The organism is Tannerella sp. (genome assembly GCF_052170195.1).
Classification (GTDB): Bacteria; Bacteroidota; Bacteroidia; order Bacteroidales; family Tannerellaceae; genus Tannerella.
This window is the reverse complement of record NZ_JBQNAZ010000006.1, coordinates 62,846-80,229: the sequence shown is the minus strand read 5'-3', so window position 1 is coordinate 80,229 and position 17,384 is coordinate 62,846. Positions and strand designations below refer to the sequence as shown.

Annotated in this window: 12 protein-coding genes and 2 pseudogenes; 4 read left to right on the top strand and 10 right to left on the bottom strand. The window is 48.4% G+C overall.

All coding sequences use genetic code 11. The features are described 5' to 3' along the window. Positions 1-659 precede the first annotated feature (659 nt). A pseudogene (locus ACTTKA_RS03160) lies at positions 660-867 on the top strand (hypothetical protein); the annotation flags it as partial. A gap of 164 nt (positions 868-1,031) precedes the next feature. Here ACTTKA_RS03160 and ACTTKA_RS03155 read toward each other — a convergent pair. The 6 genes from ACTTKA_RS03155 to leuS form a co-directional block, all read right to left on the bottom strand. Further along, positions 1,032-1,652, bottom strand: a complete 621-nt coding sequence (locus ACTTKA_RS03155) for a LysE family translocator (RefSeq protein ID WP_442723940.1) — start codon at positions 1,650-1,652, stop codon at positions 1,032-1,034. An 88-nt stretch (positions 1,653-1,740) separates the two neighbouring features. Next, positions 1,741-3,561 carry an AMP-dependent synthetase/ligase gene (locus ACTTKA_RS03150; protein ID WP_442723939.1) on the bottom strand — a complete coding sequence of 607 codons (1,821 nt, stop codon included), beginning with the start codon at positions 3,559-3,561 and terminating at the stop codon, positions 1,741-1,743. Positions 3,562-3,969: 408 nt separating this feature from the next. Then, positions 3,970-6,273: a type IX secretion system anionic LPS delivery protein PorZ gene (porZ, locus tag ACTTKA_RS03145; protein ID WP_442723938.1), complete on the bottom strand. Its 2,304-nt coding sequence runs from the start codon at positions 6,271-6,273 to the stop codon at positions 3,970-3,972. 73 nt (positions 6,274-6,346) lie between these two features. Further along, entirely contained in the window at positions 6,347-6,925 is a 579-nt protein-coding gene (locus ACTTKA_RS03140; protein ID WP_442713499.1) for a non-canonical purine NTP diphosphatase, read from the bottom strand. Positions 6,926-7,020: 95 nt separating this feature from the next. Then, positions 7,021-7,896: a YitT family protein gene (locus ACTTKA_RS03135; RefSeq protein WP_442713500.1), complete on the bottom strand. Its 876-nt coding sequence runs from the start codon at positions 7,894-7,896 to the stop codon at positions 7,021-7,023. Next, on the bottom strand, positions 7,893-10,730 hold the full coding sequence (gene leuS / locus ACTTKA_RS03130) for a leucine--tRNA ligase (RefSeq protein WP_442723937.1): 2,838 nt from the start codon (positions 10,728-10,730) through the stop codon (positions 7,893-7,895). Before leuS ends, ACTTKA_RS03135 begins: the two co-directional genes overlap by 4 nt. A 514-nt stretch (positions 10,731-11,244) precedes the next feature. On the opposite strand from leuS, the gene ACTTKA_RS03125 reads away from it, so the two are divergent. After that, positions 11,245-11,802 carry a hypothetical protein gene (locus ACTTKA_RS03125; protein ID WP_442723936.1) on the top strand — a complete coding sequence of 186 codons (558 nt, stop codon included), beginning with the start codon at positions 11,245-11,247 and terminating at the stop codon, positions 11,800-11,802. Here the strand turns inward: ACTTKA_RS03125 and ybeY are convergent. Together ybeY and ACTTKA_RS03115 are read right to left on the bottom strand one after the other, a co-directional pair. Beyond that, complete coding sequence (gene ybeY, locus ACTTKA_RS03120) at positions 11,795-12,223, bottom strand: rRNA maturation RNase YbeY (RefSeq protein ID WP_442713503.1); 429 nt, start codon at positions 12,221-12,223, stop codon at positions 11,795-11,797. The two genes, ACTTKA_RS03125 and ybeY, sit on opposite strands and share 8 nt — an antisense overlap. Then, entirely contained in the window at positions 12,220-13,455 is a 1,236-nt protein-coding gene (locus tag ACTTKA_RS03115) for a nucleoside recognition domain-containing protein (protein WP_442723935.1), read from the bottom strand. Before ACTTKA_RS03115 ends, ybeY begins: the two co-directional genes overlap by 4 nt. Before the next feature lie 97 nt (positions 13,456-13,552). Here ACTTKA_RS03115 and ACTTKA_RS03110 point away from each other — a divergent pair, with 97 nt between their 5' ends. Then, positions 13,553-14,518 (top strand): 2-hydroxyacid dehydrogenase family protein, encoded by a 966-nt coding sequence (locus ACTTKA_RS03110; protein ID WP_442723934.1) that lies wholly within the window; start codon positions 13,553-13,555, stop codon positions 14,516-14,518. Beyond that, positions 14,515-15,222, top strand: coding sequence for a DNA alkylation repair protein (locus ACTTKA_RS03105; RefSeq protein ID WP_442723933.1), 708 nt, complete (start codon positions 14,515-14,517; stop codon positions 15,220-15,222). Before ACTTKA_RS03110 ends, ACTTKA_RS03105 begins: the two co-directional genes overlap by 4 nt. A gap of 278 nt (positions 15,223-15,500) precedes the next feature. Here ACTTKA_RS03105 and ACTTKA_RS03100 read toward each other — a convergent pair. After that, positions 15,501-15,626, bottom strand: a pseudogene (locus ACTTKA_RS03100) (transposase); the annotation flags it as partial. A 96-nt stretch (positions 15,627-15,722) separates the two neighbouring features. Next, positions 15,723-17,372, bottom strand: a complete 1,650-nt coding sequence (locus ACTTKA_RS03095) for a SusD/RagB family nutrient-binding outer membrane lipoprotein (RefSeq protein ID WP_442723932.1) — start codon at positions 17,370-17,372, stop codon at positions 15,723-15,725. Positions 17,373-17,384: the final 12 nt, after the last annotated feature.

Below are 17,384 nucleotides of genomic sequence, written 5' to 3'. Positions count from 1 at the left end.
TTCTTCGAATTCGGAGTTCCCTCGTTCGGGCTCCGGAGCATTCGGACTGCCCGGGAGATGCTGTGTTTCGAAGCAAAGCACTCACCGATGTGACAGGTTATTTCATCCTTACCTGTGTCCGTTCCGCCTGTTTCATTTTTCACACCCGCGATCTTCTCGTCTATCTTATGTAGCAATTTGCCCGAGAAGAAGATCCGTTTGTATTCCTAGAACAAGGGACATATCAAGATTGTTCACAAAAAGTTCTTTTTTTTGTTTCTTTTGCGCGTTCTTCTCAACTTTTCGTCTGGAAGACAACGATAAAAATCGAAAAAGAAAAATCCACTTCTTGTAAAAAAACAGGATAACAATGGTAAGCAGGGAGGAGTCGTTCTGTTCTCCCGACATCGGTTCGGGTTATTTAGGGGCAATCGCATTAAGTTCTGAATAGTTCTTTGAAGTAGTTCATATTCAGAGCAGCCTTGAATCGTCTCTTTTTGACAGACAACCAGTCCTTCTTGTTCGATACAAGGACTAAAGCACACTTTTTAAGCGCATTAACATTGGTGACAGAGTGGTCTTTTCCGGCTCGGAAAGCATCCTCTCCAAAAGGGACATCCGGAGGTGCCAATGCAATCGATCCTCTATACCCAAAAGAGCATTGAGTGATTGAAAACTAATTGCATCACTGCTTAGATATCTACTCAAAGCACGATGCTTCTCGTAAGAGGATCGGACAAATCGCACAAGTTATGGACATTATCCAAGAGATCAACTTCTTCATTATCGAGCAACTAAAAAAATTTTTTTAACTCTTCAATTCCCCGAATTCAAAAGATACCAGCCGGATTAAGACCTCAACAAACAAATCTTGATGACGAATTCTAATTCAGAGCTCTTATAATCTCTTTATAAGTGAATAGAAGTGTTTTCTCCTGCTCTTCATTTTATCCGATATATTGTCAAAAAGTGCATGATGTAATATGAGCCGTAATCCGTATTTTCCACTTATAGCACTTGATACAATTCTGATTTTAAGAAGATTCTCTTATTTATTCAATAAAAGCATAAATAATTCCGACGACTGAGAGCGAGAGGATCACACCTCCCACAATTTGGTTCAGAATACGGATACTGCGGATGTTGAACCAGCGCTGTAGTTTGGATACGATATAGGTGACAAAAAACCACCAGAGGACAGCTCCTGCGGCAATGCCTCCCAAACCGCTTGGTACATCCCATACACTGGCCGAAAAGACAAAAGCGAACCGTGCAAACAATCCGATATACAGGAGCACAATTAGCACATTGCTAAATGTCAGCAGAAAAGCAGATACAAAATCCTGAACGAACGACATCTTGTGCTCCCGGTTCTTCTTCAACTGTTTCACCGGATTACTCCGGAATATGTAATATCCGAAGACGCCCAGCATAATGCTTCCGAATATCCGGAGCGGCTGCTGATGAGCTTCCACAAAGTTTACAACGAGCCCCATGAACAAACCGGTAAAGGCTGCGTAAAGAACATCAGACAGCGCCGCACCCAGCCCGCTGACAAACCCGTGCCATCGTCCTTTCGACAGGGTTCGCTGGATACACAGCATCCCGATAGGTCCCATCGGCGCCGAGACCAGGATACCGATAATCACACCCGTATAGAAAAGTTCAATCATCGTTCTTTACAGCCGGTGCTTTGCCAACACCGACATTCTGCCTGTTTTATTGGATAAGTCAATTGTTTGCAAAGGTACACTTTTCTGCTTACTCTTTATACATCGCGGCGATCTGTGCTGCATAGCGACGAGCTATTACGCCGCGGCGCAGCTTGAGCGTATCGGTCAACTCGCCCTCCTCCATCGAGAAAGGCCGAGGTAGAAGCGTAAAGCGTTTGATCTTCTCGAACGAAGCAAAATGTTTCTGGCACTCTTCGATATTCGATTGAAAGAGACGTACGATTTCTTCTTTCCCGATCAGTTCGTGATGATCGCTGTAGGTGATTCCTTTTTTTCGAGCATAGTCTTCGAGTGCCGGAAAAGCCGGTACGATAAGAGCGCTGACAAACTTGTGTTCGTCGGCGATAACGGCGCACTGCTCGATGTAGATGTTACCGCTCAGGCTCATTTCTATGGCCTGCGGAGCGATGTATTTCCCGTTCGACGTCTTGAACAGATCCTTGATTCGTTCGAGGAAGTAAAGTGTTTCGCCTTCGAGCCGGCCGGCATCGCCGGTACGGAAGAAACCGTCGTCGGTAAAAGCTTTTTTCGTTTCCTCCGGTTTTTTGTAATATCCTGTCGTGACGGTCTTGCCCCTGACGAGGATTTCATTCGTGGCCTCATCAATTCGTACATCGAGGCCGGGCATAATTTTTCCAATAGAGCCGATGATGTATTCCTTCGTCGGATAGCAACATACGGTAGCACTTGTTTCGGAGAGGCCGTATCCGTAAATGATCGGTATGTTTATCGACAGAAGGAAAGCAGCGATGTTATCGGCCAGAGGCGCTCCGGCAACGGGGAAGAGTACTCCACGTTGCAGCCCGACGGCTTTCTTCACCATCGTGAAGAGCGTTTTATCATAGAGATGATATTTCAGCATAAGCCCTAACGGCGGTTTCCGGCCGATATTGCGATAGTCGAACGTATAGCGCCGTCCCGTCTCGATCGCGGCGTGAAACAGTCGCTTCATAATTTGCGGTGACTGTTCGATCTTTTCCTGTACGCCTCCATATACTTTCTCCCAGAATCGCGGGACGTTGCACATCAGGGTCGGGCGTATTTCGGGCAGTGTTTTCTGGATCTCTTTCGGATATTGGTTGATCGCCATCCGTACTCCTTTGTAGAGACAGAAGCAAGCCCAGCCTTTTTCGAAGATATGTACAAGCGGAAGAAAGCACATCGACAGATCATGATCGTTGACCATCGGCAGACGGATGTCGTGAATGCGCATCGTTTCGCGCAGGTTAGCGTGGGTGAGGATGACGCCTTTCGGTTCGCCCGTCGTGCCGGAAGTATAGACAATCATGGCAATATCACCATCAATGGCTTCGTTGCGGCGAATTTTGGCGCTGGTCTCGGCATGCGCATTATCGCCGAGACGGATGAACTCATCGAAGTAAATTGATGTCCGGTCTTCGGGGTAGCGTACCACGTTTCGGTCGAAGATAACGAGTTTCTTCAGCGTATCGCCTATTTCTTGCTGCACCTTGAAGGCGTTGTTATATTGCTGCTGCTCTCCGACAAAGAGAAGACGTATCTCGGCTTCGCGGATAATATATGCGATCTGATCAGGTGAATTCGTCGGATACATCGGTACTTCAGCCGCACGGATACCGTAAGCGCCGAATGAAGTAAAGAAACATTCCGGCATGTTTTGCGCATAGATGCCGACATTCTCTTGTACACCGATCCCGTATTCAATCATGGCCTGTGAAGTCAAACGAACTTTATCGGCAAGCTCCGCCCATGAAATTTTGATCCATTTCCCGCTCTTCGGCTCACGATGAAGTAATTCCGTCCGATCGTTATACTTCTCGGCCTGACGGTAAATCATTTCCGCAAAATGGTAATTCGCTGCTTTCATCATTTTATTCTTGCTTTTGAAACGGACAAATCTACACAAAAAATCGCTCTTTTCATAAAAAAGAAGATGATAACTTTCCTCCCGGCTGTTACCCGAAGAGTCAAGCAACGTACGTGAAGATAATGAAAATCTCGCGTTTCGCGGAGGAATTTGGATGAAGTATCGAAGCCATTCGATGGCGCTGACTAAGTCTGCGGATCGTTCTTATTAAGCCTTTCGGTACGTATCCTTGACTTGTTTCACAACTGTCGTCCAATTGGATCACAGTTGTGGTTTAATAAACGGATGTATTTCGCCTGCTTAACGATGGTTATCAGATGGCTTAACAGCTTTCCTTACATTTTGAAACAGCGTATCTCCACGGAGGCCGCGGAAGACTCCGATGCTGCCGTCGTACGATTATACTACGATCTATTTGACAACCGCGATTTTTGTGACCACACTTTCGGCTCCCTGCGCGGTGGAGACCAGAACGAGGTAGATACCGGTAGCCACACGTTGTCCTTTGTGTGAGCGACAGTTCCACGTCACCTGCCCTCCGGCCGATTTTGCCTGATAAATCAGGTTCCCGTTCAGATCGGTAATTTTCACGTTCGAGTCGGCGATCAGGCCGGTAATCGTTACGCTGCCGTCGAAGTCGGGGCGGACAGGGTTTGGGAAAGCATAGACATCGGAATAGTCGAGGCTGCCTTCCGTGGCATCGCCAAGGTAGGAAATGATGCCTTTATCGGTGCCTATAAAGACTTCGCCCGTTTTATGATCGATGGCAATGCTCTGGATATGGTTCGACAGGAGCGGGGAATTCTCGGTCGTAAAATGTTCGATGGTTTCGGTACCGGAAGGATTAACGAGGAAGATACCGGAACTCCCGGTGCCGATCCATTTGCGGTTCCCACCGTCTACGGCGATGGCTTTGATTTGTTCGCTATCCAGAAAAATACCATTCGATCCGTCGTCATTAGGACGTACAATAACACTTCCGAAGAACTTTTGCGGGTCTTTGATCGCTGCTTCGGGTGTTGAACAGATCACCGGCCCATGGTCTGTGCCGACCCATACTTCACCGTTCAGGTCTTCGGCCATGCAGTAGAATGCGCTGACGTTAAGCGCATCGCCACGAGCATTCCTGAGCTGGGTAAAGAAGTGGGATTTATCGTCTGCATTGTCTGTCGGCGTACCGTTATCGTCAAATACCAGAAGTCCCGGTGTGCCGCGCGGCACATTGACCCATTTATGTCCTTTCGAGGTAATTAAAATTTTATCGACCAGCGGGACACCACTCACTCCTTTATAAAAGAGAGATTTCCATTTCCCGTCGGCTGTCCGTACAACAATACCGTTCTGGACGCCGGAATTCGTCATCCATAAATTCTTCTGTTTGTCGAAGGAGATACCTCCCACACGCACATAATTGGGTGAAGAATTGTATGCCGAAGCGAGTGGCGTATTCGTATGATTATACAATTGTGCATACGTATTGTCTTTTATTTCGATGACACCTTCCCCAAAGGTGGAGACAAAATAATGACCGGCATCGTCGGGGTCGACGGCTACTCCGGTATAGTCGCGGCAAGCGTATCCGGCAGCTTTATTGACGGTCGTCTCGTCAAAGTTCGTCCATTTTCCTCCTTCGTATGTCATCAATGTTCCGGGACGGTTGAAGCGGTCTGTCCAACGATCACCGCCGGTAACCAGCAGTTTGCCGCTTTGTACCGTCATGAAGGTGCAGAAGTTTCGTTTAGGCCCCTCGATATTCAGTCCGGAAACAAACGTTTCGAACGCATTCGCATTCTTACGCCGGATACCGATCAATCCTTTTGTGCCGGATGCCACCCAGTATGTATTTGTATTCTTGAGCGTGGATACATCTTTGACAACCCCGGGCGAGACGATCTCGGGAGGGCTTTCGAGCGACGTGTAGATATAAAGGTTTCCGCCCGTATGAGCCAGCAGGTGGTCGCCCTGAATAGTCATCCCTTCTATATAAATCTGTTTCACCAACGGTATGAATTGTCCGCCATCGTTTCGGTAGTAGAGACCGGCACCGGGAATACAGAGGCAGAGTTTGTTCTGAAAGATACCGATGCGAACGATTTTCTTGCTGTCAAAATCCGCACCATGAGCCGGGAGTTGCTTCCAGTTATTGAAATCCATCAGATTGTCTTTTGTGGAAGCGGTGTAAAGGCCTCGTTCGGTAGAGGCGTAGATCATCTCTCCGTGCAGGCATGAAGAATACACTTTCATGCCCAGTTTATACGTCTCGGAGACCTCTTTTTTCTTCAGGTCAATCACTACGATCCCAAAGTGGGTCGACAGATACGCCCTCTCTCCGACAAAGTTGATTTCGTTCGGGGTTTTATCCTGAATATTGCCCGCATTCTTGAGATAAGGCAGGTTATACATTCCGTCGCGGCTCATCAGGTCGATGTTGCCGTTTGAATAGACGACCACCAGCATGTGAACGGCCATGTTGTAACGGATCAGTTTGACGTCGGAATCGCTCAACCCGTTCAACTTTGTGTACATCTTGACATTGTTGTCGTTCTTGCCATAGCTGTAAATCGTACCGTCGGCCATGGCGTACACGTCGTTTTCCGCTTCGGCTACGGCCGTCGTGTTGTAACTCGCCAGATGGGTGCGCCATCTCTCATGCTGTTGTGAGCGGATGGAGGTGCTGATAACCAGCAGGCAAATAATCAAATATCGGATGTTCATAGCTGTTGATTGTTTTTTGCTTGTTAAATGGGTTGGTTTCGCTCTTTCTTTCGTGCAATAACGGCTTGCCGTTTTACATTCCACTCAAGAAACCGGTCAGTTTGCGTACGGCACGCGCCCGGTGACTAATACCGTTCTTCACGTTTTCGTCGAGTTCAGCAAACGTCTGTTTGTATCCGTCCGGTACAAAAACCGGGTCGTATCCGAAGCCGTTCGATCCGCGCATGGCCTGCGTGATGCGTCCGTAAATCATTCCTTCGAACAGGTACTCACTGCCTTCGATGATCAGCGCGATCACGGTACGGAACCGTGCGTTGCGGTTGGATTTTCCGGAGAGGTTACCAAGGAGCTTACGAATGTTGGCGGTGCTGTCGCACTCCGGTCCGGCGTAGCGTGCCGAGTAGACACCCGGCTCACCGCGCAACGCATCGACTTCCAGCCCTGTATCGTCGGCGAAGCAATCGTATCCGAACTTCAATTTCACGTAGCGTGCTTTCTGCATCGCATTGCCTTCGAGCGAAGAAGACGTTTCGGGCAGTTCGTCGGAGCATTTCAAATCCGAGAGGCCAAGCACCTCAATGTCCGGTGGCATCATGGCGCGCACCTCCCTGAGCTTATGTTCGTTATTCGTCGCAAATACCAATGTTTTCACTACATTTCCTTCTTTTCTTTTTCTTTCTAAACATTCGATCTTCGGAAAATGTTCACCTGTTAAAAGAACGCAATTAAAGCCGTAAAATTGTATGGCTATGCTTTTATGGGGTCAAACCCTTCGCCATACACCCCACGCACGACACTTTGCGAGATGAATGCCTGACTATCGATTGACTTGATCAGACGAAAGATGGTTACGCTCTCACGCCGTTTGGCGATAAGCACGATTACTTTCATCGGTTTATGCGAATAGCCGCCTTCACCGTTGAGGATAGTACATCCGCGTCCGAGGTCTTTGATGATGCGCTCCACGATCTCATCATATTTGCGTGAAAAGATCAGGAACTGTACCGATTGGGTATTGGCATTGAGAATGCGGTCAAGCATGTACGAGTTGATTCCCATCTCCACTAACCCGAGTACAATCTTATCGACATTATGGAAGATAAAATACGAACAACTCACAATGATAAGGTCTAATAAAACCATCCCCGCCCCAATAGATACGTGCTTATATTTGTTGATGATAGCCGCAATGATATCGGTGCCTCCCGTACTGCCGCCGGCCGAAAACACAAGTCCCATACCGGTACCGCATATCAAAGCGCCGATGATGATCGACATAAAAACTTCGCCACTCTCCATGATGGGTTTACCACCCAGCAACTGCTCGAAGAACCAGAACCAGAACGACAAGGCTACGACACCGAAGATCGTTTTTAGCAAAAATTTCATTCCCAGTACTTTGAATGCGATAGCGAGCAGCAGAAGATTGATCACGAAATAAGAGATGGAGACCGGTATACCCGTCGCAAAGAAAATTAAGGCGCCTATACCGCTTAATCCTCCGGTAACCACCTGGTTTGAAAGGATGAAACCATTGAATCCGAATCCATACATGGCGGTACCGAGACAGATCAGGAGATAGTCCTTCAAAGGGTAATAAACTTTTCGAATCGAATCTTTCATAATACGATATTTACAATTTTATGAGGTACGACAATGATCTTTTTGGGTGTTTTTCCTTCGATCCATCGGGCGGAGTTCTCATGTGTTAAAGCAGCTTTCTCCACTTCTTCGCGCGACAAATCGGCCGACAGTTCGAGGCTGAACCGCGTCTTTCCGTTGAATGAAATCGCGTATGTCACCGAGCTTTCGACCAGATACTGCTCGTCGTGCGACGGCCATACCGCATCACAGATGCTCGTCGTGTTGCCAAGGGCATGCCAGAGCTCTTCGGTGATATGCGGGGCAAACGGGGCGAGCACGATCAACAGCGGTTCAAGGATGGCACGTTTGTGACATTTCAGGCTCGTCAACTCGTTGAGGCAAATCATAAACGCGCTGACGGAGGTGTTGTATGAGAAATGTTCGATGTCGTATGTTACCTTTTTGATCAGTTTATGGAGCGCTTTCAGCTCGTCGGCCGTCGGTTCGTCGCTGGTAACACCCCATTCGCCGACTTGGCAGTAAAAGAGCCCCCACAGTCTTTTCAGGAAGCGATGGACACCATCAATACCGTTCGTGTCCCACGGTTTCGACTGTTCGAGAGGACCAAGGAACATTTCGTAAAGACGCAGCGTGTCGGCGCCGAACTTCTCGACGATAACATCGGGGTTGACGACGTTAAACATCGATTTCGACATCTTTTCAATCGCCCATCCGCAGATGTACCGGCCGTCTTCGAGCACAAATTCAGCATCTTTATATTCGGGATTCCAGTTGCGGAAAGCTTCGATATCGAGTTGATCGTTTTCGACGATGTTCACGTCTACATGGATCGGCGTCACTTCGTAATTGTCTTTCAGATGGAGTGAAACGAATTGATTTGTACCGACAATGCGATATACGAAGTTGGATCGTCCCTGTATCATTCCCTGATTGATCAATTTTTTATACGGTTCCTCCTCGCACGAAACGCCGAGATCGTACAGGAATTTATTCCAGAAGCGGCTGTAAATAAGATGTCCCGTAGCATGTTCCGTTCCTCCGATATAGAGGTCGACATTGCGCCAGTATTCGCCCGCTTGCCGTGAGACGAGCGCCTTGTCGTTGTGTGGATCCATATAACGGAGATAGTAGGCTGATGAGCCTGCGAACCCCGGCATGGTGCACAGTTCGAGCGGAAATACGGTATGGCGGTCTATTTTCGTATTTTCTACGACTTGCCGCTTTTCGCAATCCCAAGCCCATGTCGTTGCCCGTCCGAGCGGAGGTTCGCCCGTCTCGGTCGGCAGGAACTTATCGACATCGGGCAGTCTGAGCGGTAAACACTCTTCGGGGATCGGTTGCGGCATACCCTCGGCATCGTAATAGATCGGGAACGGCTCACCCCAGTAACGCTGGCGACTGAAGATCGCGTCGCGCAGACGGTAGTTGATTTTGACATAACCCAATTTTTTGTCTTCGATATACCGTTTTGTCTTTGCGATGGCATCAGGCACATTCAGTCCGTTGAGCACCAAACCCTCGGGCTGTTCCTTACCTGCCATCGGCGAGTTCATCATTTGACCTTCCTTGGCGTCGAAGCTCTCTTCGGAGACATCGCACCCTTCGATCAACGGGATAATCGGGAGATTGAACTGTTTGGCAAAGGTATAGTCGCGGCTGTCGTGCGCAGGAACGGCCATGATAGCTCCGGTACCGTATCCGGCGAGCACATAATCACTGATCCATACAGGAATAGGTTCATTCGTCATCGGATGGATGGCGTATGAACCGGAGAAGACACCCGTCATACGCCGGTCGGAGATGCGTTCGCGTTCGGTGCGTCGTTTGACGGACTCGAGATAGGCTTCTACTTCTGCTTTCTGTTCGTCGGTCGTAAGTACAGACACGTATTCGCTTTCGGGGGCAAGGACCATAAAGGTGACTCCGAAGACCGTATCGGCGCGCGTCGTAAAAATTTCTATCTTTTTGTCACTTTCTGCAATGGAAAAATACATTTGAGCACCTTCGCTTCGTCCGATCCAGTTTCGTTGCGTCTCCTTCAGCGATTCGGTCCAATCGATCCGCTCCAATCCTTCGAGCAGGCGTTGCGCATAGGCAGACACGCGCAGGCACCATTGACGCATCACCTTCTGTTCGACCGGATAGCCGCCGCGTATCGAAAGACCTTCGCTTACCTCATCATTAGCCAATACCGTACCGAGCTTCGGACACCAGTTGACCATCGTATCTCCAAGGTAAGCCAGACGATAATTCATCAAGGTCTCCTGTTGTTCTTTCCGGCTCATCGCCTTCCAATCGCCGGCTGTGAACGTCAGCACTTCCGTACAGGCTACATCCAGATCTTCCGTACCGCTCGTTTCAAACGCTTTCACAAGGTCTTCGATGGGACGTGCCTGCTGGGTGCGGTTACAATAGTAGCTGCCGAACATCTTCAGGAAAGCCCATTGTGTCCAGTGGTAATAGCCGGGGGCACAAGTGCGCACTTCGCGGCTCCAATCGAACGAAAACCCGATCTTGTCCAGTTGTTCACGGTAACGGTTGATGTTATTCACCGTTGTCACTTCCGGATGTTGACCGGTCTGAATGGCGTATTGTTCGGCCGGGAGCCCGTATGCGTCATACCCCATAGGATGAAGTACGTTAAATCCCTGAAGACGTTTATAACGCGCGTAGATATCCGAGGCGATGTATCCCAGCGGGTGTCCTACGTGCAATCCCGCCCCCGAAGGGTAAGGGAACATATCCAATACATAATATTTAGGCTTACGATCATCTTCCTTTACTTCGTAAGTCTTATCTGCGACCCACCGTGCCTGCCATTTCTTCTCGATTTCCCTGAATGTATAATCCATACTTTCACTGTTTGATTCGGTTAACCGTCTGCCGTATGAACTCATACGGCGCATAACCGACCATTAAACGTTTTTATATAATTCTTAATTTTGCTGCAAATTTATATGATTTTCTTTAAACTCCGCACAGAGGCTTTTAAAAACAGAGATAGCGCATTAAAGAGCCGCGAAAGCAGTACCGAAGGAATAAAGTCTTATCGAAGTCTTGGAAACGGTGTGTACCGTAGAACACGCCGTTGTGACAAAACCGGAAATAAATTTTTGAACTCATGCAAGATCAGATATTTTTTCTACTTTTGGCGTATTAAAGAATAAGACCATGTTTACGATCACGAAGATTACAAGGCAACACGAAAGCCGAATGCCGCGGTTCGTCGGGATGCTAAGGAGGTTTTGGGGCATAGGGAGTTTGTGTTTTCTCCTGCTTCCTACCGCACATGCGCAAGAGAATGAAAGCAAGCTGAATCTGAGACTACCGGTTTTGCCGGAGATAGAAAGAAAACGAGAGATAAAGATGACACTCGATCTGCCCGCTGATCGATGGGAGTCCTCTCGTTATCCTCTGCTAAGTACAATGAATCTATCGGACTATTTAAATGTGACTTCGTATCCCGTAGATCAGAAACTCCGGCTTCTTCTGTATAACAGCAGAGAATTGTCGCCGGGGATGAGTGATGTATATAAGGCCGGTGGCGCCGTTCAAGCCCATATCAACGAGTCGTTCCTTCTTCAGAGCGGTTTTTACGCGATGCGATATACCCATAATTTCGGTCATCGCCCGTATTATGACGGCGTGAGTTACCTTATGGCATCGTATCAGGTAAACTCATGGCTTACCGTTGGAGCTTACGGCCGATACTCGATGGGGGCGAACTACAATGCGCAGCACGGTTCTATGCTGCTTTCGCCTTTCGTTCCTCAGACCGGCTACGGAGTCTCTGCTACGGCGATGTTCAACAAGATCTTTGGGATCTATGGCACAGTCTGCCGGGAGTTTGATCCGTTCGAGAGCAAATGGAAAACCGTTTACGATATTTCTCCGGTGATAGATCTCTATAAACTGTTCAAGTAGCCGGCGGCGTATCGAGCAGTTGCAACGCCTCGTTCTCGTAGCGTTCCATCACGGCGCGGGCGCCCGGCGCTTTGTCGTCGATCCCGCACAGATGCAGGACGCCGTGGATGATCACCCGATACAATTCACTGTCGTATGTCACGGCGAATTTTTCGGCATTGGTACGGACCGTATCGAGACTGATAAAGAGGTCGCCGGATATCATGTTGTCTTCGGAATAATCGAACGTAATGATGTCGGTATAATAATCGTGCTGTAAGTACATGCGATTTACGTCGAGGATCTTCTCGTCCGAACAGAAAATATAGGCGATATCTCCTACCGTTTTGCCGTGAAGAGCTGCTACGCGTTTAATCCAGGCACTTGTCTTGCGCTTGGGGAATACAGGCATTTTTACGTCTTCCGTATTATAAGTAATCATACTGAAAAGAATAAATACGTCATGGCTATTGCGGTGAGCGCCCCTGCCAGATCGGCCAGCAGCGCGCACGAAATCGTATGTCGTGTGTTGCGGATGGCAACGCTGCCGTAGTACACGGCCGCCACGTAGAAGACCGTATCGGTCGAGCCTTGCGCCACGCAGGCCAACCGCCCCACAAACGAATCGGCACCGTATGTTCCCATCGCATCCAACATCATGCCCCGTGCTCCGCTGCCGCTTAACGGCTTCATCAGCATGGTCGGCACGCCTCCTACAAACGTGGCATCCAAGCCCGCTGACGTTACGCACCAGCGAAGCCCTTCGACGAGATAATCCATTGCTCCCGATGCCCGGAACACCCCGATGGCCACTAAAATCGCGACTAAGTAGGGAATGATTTTTACTGCGGTGAGGAAACCCTCTTTCGCGCCTTCGATAAAAGCGTCATAAACATTCAATTTTTTCCGTACTCCGCAAATGATGAATCCGCAGATGATGGAAAAAAGCAGCGCGTTAGCGAACAGCGTCGAGTATAGCGATACTTTCTCTTGCGGGAGTGAGCGAAAGAACCATACCAGACTGCCGATAAAGGTGAAAGCGCCCAGAAAGAAAAGTAATAAATTACGTTGGAAAAGGTTGATTTTTTGAACAATGCCGACAGCTATAATAGCCACGAGCGTAGAGACGAATGTAGTAAGCAGAATCGGCAGAAAGATATCCGACGGATTGGCTGCGCCGTACTGGGCACGATACATCATGATCGTAATCGGGATGACCGTCAGGCCGGAAGCATTGATGTTCAAAAACATGATCATGGCATTGCTGGCCGTATCCTTCTTCGGGTTCAGTTCCTGCAACTGCTGCATGGCACGCAGTCCGATCGGCGTGGCGGCGTTGTCAAGTCCCAACATATTGGCCGAGATATTCATAAAAATAGACCCCGCGGCCGGGTGATCTTTCGGTATCTCCGGAAACAGTTTCCCGAAAACGGGTGAGGCGATCCGCGCAAAAGCATGTATCAGACCCGCTTTTTCGCCAATCTTCATCAGTCCGAGCCAGAGAGAGAGAATGCCCGTCAATCCGATGGATACATCGAACCCCATTCGTGCCGAATCGAAAGTCGAAGAGATAATCTGCGTAAAAACATCGGTGTCCTGAAGAAAAATCAGTTTACACAAAGCAACCACGAAAGCCACTAAGATAAATCCGATCCAAATGTAGTTCAATGCCATTTTTTCTTTCTTTAGGGCACAAAATTAGTAAAACTTCATGGGATTCAACGGATGTTGCGTATTTTTGTCCGGCAGTAAACCGTTTTTTTGAATGATCATGAAGAAGATATTAATTACGTATGACATGTTCCGCGAGGGATTCGCGGAGCTGGAAAGCAGGTATGATGTGACCTTCCCGCCGAAAGGCGAAGATTTTACGTATGATGAGGTGATGGAGATGATTCCGGAGTACGATGTGCTCTGTTCCATGTTGGATTTTCCCGTCAATAAGGAATTGATCGATCGGGCGACCAACCTGAAGTTGGTGGCTAATTATGCCGTGGGATACAATAACATCGATGTTGCGTATGCGTTGGAGAAAGGGATTACGGTGACCAATACGCCGGCGCCGACAACCGAGCCGACAGCCAACCTCGCGCTCGTACTCCTGCTCGATACGGCTCGCCGCATTTCCGAATGCGACCGTAAAGTGCGCCAATTCGGCGACCAAATGAAACGAGGAACGCTCGAAAACTTAGGGATGCCGGTGACGGACATGACGCTCGGCATCATCGGGATGGGACGTATCGGGAAAGCCTTGTGCAAACGTGCCAGAGCCTGCGGCATGGAGGTGATCTATCACAACCGTCGCCGGCTCGACCTTCATGAAGAAACAACGGCCGAGGCAACATACGTTACGATGGACGAACTACTCACCCAGTCGGATTTTATCTCCCTGAATGCTCCGTACACCTCCGAAACACACCATATCATCGGCGAGGCGGAATTGAAGAAGATGAAGCCTACAGCTATCCTGATCAATACGGCACGCGGCGCTATGGTGGACGAAAAGGCGTTGATCAAAGCATTGCAGAATAAAGAAATCTACGGAGCCGGGTTGGATGTCTTCGAGTTCAACGACCGTCCGTCTCCCGAGCTGCTGACTATGGATAATGTGGTGCTCACGCCGCATATCGGTACGCAGACTACGTATTCGCGCATCAAGATGGCGCGCGCCGTCAGCGATAACGTCATCGGATTCTTTGAAGACGACCGTCCCGTCAGCCGTGTATTGCGTCCATGACAGCCGATTTCATCATTGCGGAATTACAATCTGTCGGCACACCGGCCAAGGCGGCGCATCTGCAACGGTTCTTTAAGACAGGCCCCGGTCAATACGGCGAAGGCGACGTGTTTATCGGGGTCGTCGTGCCGCATACCCGCAGTATTGCCAAGGCGAATCTCAAGACACCCGTGTCGGAGCTACGCAAACTGCTGCGAAGCGATTATCACGAAGCGCGTCTTTGCGCCCTGCTGATCCTGACGGAACGATTCAAAAAGGCTTCCGAAAAGGAACGCTCGGAAATCTACGGGTTTTACTTGAAGCATGCCGGCCGGGCGAACAACTGGGATCTGGTAGATCTGACCTGTCCCACCATCGTAGGGATGTATTTACTCGATAAAGAACGTGATATCCTGTATCGGATGGCGAAAAGCAAGTGTCTGTGGGAGCAACGCATCGCGATTGTTTCGACGATCTCGTTTATCCGAAACGGTGAATTTGCCGATACGTTCGCGTTAGCCGAGAAACTCCTTTCTCATCCGCACGATTTGATACACAAAGCCGTCGGATGGATGCTGCGCGAAGTCGGCAAACGCGACAGGGAGGCTTTGACGGGTTTCCTCGAACAACACGCACTCCGTATGCCGCGTACCGCTTTGCGATATGCCATAGAACATTACCCCGAACCGCAACGGCAATATTTTCTTCGACTCAAAAGTAATTGATGAGAGAGCAGCCCTGCCGATGTTTCGTTATTTTGGATATTTTCCTGCTTAGTAATTGGTTATCAACAATCAGAGGTCGGTGTTCGCTCTACAATTTAACAATCAAATGCCAAAAGGGCTTTCACTATTCACTTTTCGTTTCGCGCTCGAACGTCGAAATTCGTCTTTTGTAACTTTATTGATTGACCGGAGAAGTTTTATACTTACGTGAGTTCGGGATACTCTTTATTTTGGTTTATCCCCGAATTGCGTTGGTAGTTTGCTTTACTCATAAATAAAAGCTGTCCGAAGATGCGCTTGTGAAACTCCATGGATTTGAGCGGTTCTCTGTCATCTACATTTGCAAGAGTAAGTATAAAATCTAAGATTTCTCCTTTATCGTTGATTATCAGATACAGTTTAAATCTTTTCAACCCTATCAGTCTATGAATTAAGGAAATAAAAAAAAGAGGCTGTCTCAAAAATATAGACAACCTCTTTTTTATCCGTGCTTTGTCGTATTATTTATATCGTCCCGTATCCCACCAAACACGAACATTCATACTCTTTGGGTCAGAGTTCTGTTTGTTATTGAGTGCAGGATCAGACGCATGATGGTTCAGTTTAATTTCATCGTCAAGGTAACGTAATCGCTTTACGAACTGTCCCTGCGGGATGGTCGTGCTGTTATTCACCTCGATCGGACGGATTCCCTGACGTTTTCCATCATACAACGGATAGCCTGTACGACGGAACTCTGCCCATGCTTCAATAGAGTTGGGATAGATACCGATCCATTTTTGTGTAATGATTTTACGGAAATTATCTTCCTTATCCGCTCCCCACTTCACCTCTCCTCCAGCAATGTATGCGTCGTCTTTATCTTTCGAGTAGAAAGCCGCATCAACACCACTACGTGCCTCGGCAAACGAGGCCCGGATTCCGGCTTCGTAATTCGCTTTCGCATCGCCTGCGCCGTTGTAACCGAACAAGGCTGCTTCGGCTTTGAGAAAGCATACTTCGGCGTAGTTAAAGATGATCATGGGTATAACTACTGTCGGCGATTTTTCGTTGAAGTCGGCAGCCGTACTTCCGCTCTTCACCGTTCCCGCCTCCGATTTGTTCCATCCGGGATATCCGCGCGACCCCCATACACACGAGTTATTCAGGTAGTGATACTGATTTACGAACGTATTACGTCCGTTGGGAACACCCTGCCACTCGGCCACAGGTATTTTGTTTTCCGAATCCTGAAATTTAGTCCCATAGAGCCAGGCTTGTGTCTTACCGAACCACAGTGAGATACGTGGGTCGGTTACAGAACTTTCATAAAGCATCATGTCGATCATGGTTTTGCTGACACGGAACTCGTTCCAGAAAGCAATCGTGTACAACGAATGTCCATTGTTTGTTTTTGCTTGTGCTACTCCGGCATTGTCCTGATTTCCTTCAAGCAGGGGCGCTTTTAGTGCAGCTTCGGCCTCGGCTTTTGACTTCTCCGGGTCAATATAACGCAGACGCATCGCAAGACGCAGACGGCAAGCATTGGCCAACTTGATCCATTTTTTCACGTCACCTTTGTAGATGATGTCGTTCGCATCCGGACCCACTTGGTTCGTATTACTTGCCAATAAACCGGATGCTTCAGTCAGTTCCTTAAATATATCGTAATAGATATCCTTTTGAGAATCATATTTCGGGGTGATTTCACCTGTTGCTGCCTTGAAATAAGGCACATCCCCGAACATATCGGTCGTACGTGCCGCTCCCATGGCCGAAATAATACGCATCATTTGATAAATATTACTGTATTCGGGATGTCGATCCAGCATGGCTTTCGTCTCATTTAAAGGTTTAGCCAAATACGTATAGTAGGATTTCCAGAAACCGTCGTTCGCCCAGTTATCTTTCCATTCATAATTTGCGGTGGCGAAATACGTAGCCGTATTGGATACGTATTGCGCATAATCGCTGGTGTACAGGTTATTCCCAACCTGATACTCCCATGAGCGGCAATTGAAGCCATATTCTTCCATCTTAGTCAGCAGTAGGGACGGAGTTACTTCGGTAGCGGCCAAAGGATTTTTGTTCATACTGTCGAAGTTTCCGGTACAACCCGCGATCATTCCGGTCAGTATGCAAATGAAAGCTATATTCTTTATTCGTTTCATAATCGTAAATAC

Coding starts and splice junctions, on each gene's coding strand:
- leuS (WP_442723937.1), bottom strand. CDS start 10,730: ATGGATTATACATTCAGGGAAATCGAGAAGAAATGGCAGGCACGGTGG.
- ACTTKA_RS03105 (WP_442723933.1), top strand. CDS start 14,515: ATGACAGCCGATTTCATCATTGCGGAATTACAATCTGTCGGCACACCG.
- ACTTKA_RS03150 (WP_442723939.1), bottom strand. CDS start 3,561: ATGATGAAAGCAGCGAATTACCATTTTGCGGAAATGATTTACCGTCAG.
- ACTTKA_RS03155 (WP_442723940.1), bottom strand. CDS start 1,652: ATGATTGAACTTTTCTATACGGGTGTGATTATCGGTATCCTGGTCTCG.
- ACTTKA_RS03115 (WP_442723935.1), bottom strand. CDS start 13,455: ATGGCATTGAACTACATTTGGATCGGATTTATCTTAGTGGCTTTCGTG.
- ACTTKA_RS03135 (WP_442713500.1), bottom strand. CDS start 7,896: ATGAAAGATTCGATTCGAAAAGTTTATTACCCTTTGAAGGACTATCTC.
- ACTTKA_RS03110 (WP_442723934.1), top strand. CDS start 13,553: ATGAAGAAGATATTAATTACGTATGACATGTTCCGCGAGGGATTCGCG.
- porZ (WP_442723938.1), bottom strand. CDS start 6,273: ATGAACATCCGATATTTGATTATTTGCCTGCTGGTTATCAGCACCTCC.
- ACTTKA_RS03095 (WP_442723932.1), bottom strand. CDS start 17,372: ATGAAACGAATAAAGAATATAGCTTTCATTTGCATACTGACCGGAATG.
- ybeY (WP_442713503.1), bottom strand. CDS start 12,223: ATGATTACTTATAATACGGAAGACGTAAAAATGCCTGTATTCCCCAAG.
- ACTTKA_RS03125 (WP_442723936.1), top strand. CDS start 11,245: ATGACACTCGATCTGCCCGCTGATCGATGGGAGTCCTCTCGTTATCCT.